General features: G+C 34.3%; 2 protein-coding genes. Both read right to left on the reverse strand.

Annotated elements, in window-relative coordinates:
• Positions 1-62: 62 nt before the first annotated feature.
• The gene (locus tag FC65_RS10585) at positions 63-659 is read right to left on the reverse strand and encodes a sugar O-acetyltransferase (protein ID WP_056972697.1); all 597 of its coding nucleotides are present in this window, start codon (positions 657-659) and stop codon (positions 63-65) included.
• A gap of 422 nt (positions 660-1,081) precedes the next feature.
• Positions 1,082-1,629, reverse strand: a 548-nt coding sequence (locus FC65_RS10590; RefSeq protein ID WP_191979917.1) for an alpha-amylase family glycosyl hydrolase, incomplete at its 5' end; no start/stop codon positions are given.

The following is a 1,629-nucleotide window of genomic DNA, read 5'->3' on the forward strand; positions in this document are numbered from 1 at the left end:
CCTTAAGGGAAAAGTATGAATAATTCAGGGATTATATTCACGGATCGTAATATGATTATTTCCTAAAAGTTATCTTTTCCAAAAAATCCAGTTTTATCCACTTCTGTAATTGGCCGAATGACCTTACATGGATTACCTGCTGCGATAACATTGCTAGGGATATCATGCGTCACAACACTACCAGCACCAATAATCACATCACTTCCAATGGTTACACCAGGCAGCACAGAAACGTTAGCGGCCAACCAGCAACGACTTCCAATAGTAATTGGTTTAGCCACACACCCGCCAATTTCACGTTCTTTAGCGTCAAACAAGTGATTCGCTGTATACAACCCCACTTTTGGCCCAAATAGTACTCGATCACCAATACTTACTTTTGCTCCGTCTAGTATCACGCAATCATAATTAGCATAAAAATATTCTCCAACATGAATGTTACGCCCGAACTCACAACGGAAATTTGGTCTAACTTCAGGCGAAGTACCTGCACTACCAAAAAGTTTTCTGATTAAATGTTCCTTCTTTTCAGTATTTTCTTCCCGATTAATTTTGTTCGTTATTGTTGTTGATCTATGGCGTTCTTCAACTAGTTTAGGATCAAGATCAGTATAAGGTTTTCCGGTAGCTATATATTGAAATTTTTGTTCTAAAATCATGTATTTTCTCCTTTTTTGTTAAATTTTACAAACAAGAATCTCTCACTAGTCTTAGTTCTTTACTACATCAGTATGACTAATTGGATTAACATGCTAGTTAAACATATAAAAATATTTTCTTTTAACAACAAATGGTATGACCGTATGGCCGCATCTAGAACATGACTAATTAGTTGAAAGAAACAAATATTAAGACATATAAAACTAAAAACGGTTTAAAAATTCAAGAAAAATCAGTGAACGGGAACAAAGTTATTGAAGAGTGATAATCTTGTTTTAAAAAATTTTGTGCAAAACGGTAACAAACAACTATTTAACGCTAATAACCAAAAATAGCTAGAAAAGCATTAAGTTAAACTGTTTCTAGCCATTTCATAAATTATCATAATTTTAATGCAAAACGAGAATGCAGCTAAACATGTTTATATTAAATAAGCTTTACTTTCAAATGGGCGGAGTTCGTTTTGCTTATCATCAGAATAATTGCTGACAAGTAACTTCCGAGCATTTTCTTGTCCGTAATTTCTAGAAATAGCTTCGCTCGTAAAGTTACTTATTACCAGTAATTCTTCTCCCTGATAATGTCGTTTGTAAGCAAATGCTTTTTGATCTTCTGGATCAAGTAAAACATAATCTCCTTTTTGTATAATATCATATTTATGTCGCAATTCGATTAACTTCTTATAGTAGTACAGCACTGAATCCGGGTCCGCTAAAGATTCTTCAACATTAATTTCCTTATAATTAGCATTCAAGTCAAACCACGGCTCCCCATTAGAAAAACCAGCATTTCGTTTGTTATTCCATTGCATCGGGGTGCGGGAATTGTCACGTGACCGATCAGCCAAATAACTTAACATCTTTTGTGAACTTACTAGATTTTGCTCTTCAACGCATTCATGGTAAGCGTTAATTGAATCGAGATCTTCATATTGTTTCAAACTCGTAAAATGTGCATTTGTCATTCCAA

The organism is Ligilactobacillus acidipiscis DSM 15836 (assembly GCF_001435755.1).
GTDB classification, from domain to species: domain Bacteria; phylum Bacillota; class Bacilli; order Lactobacillales; family Lactobacillaceae; genus Ligilactobacillus; species Ligilactobacillus acidipiscis.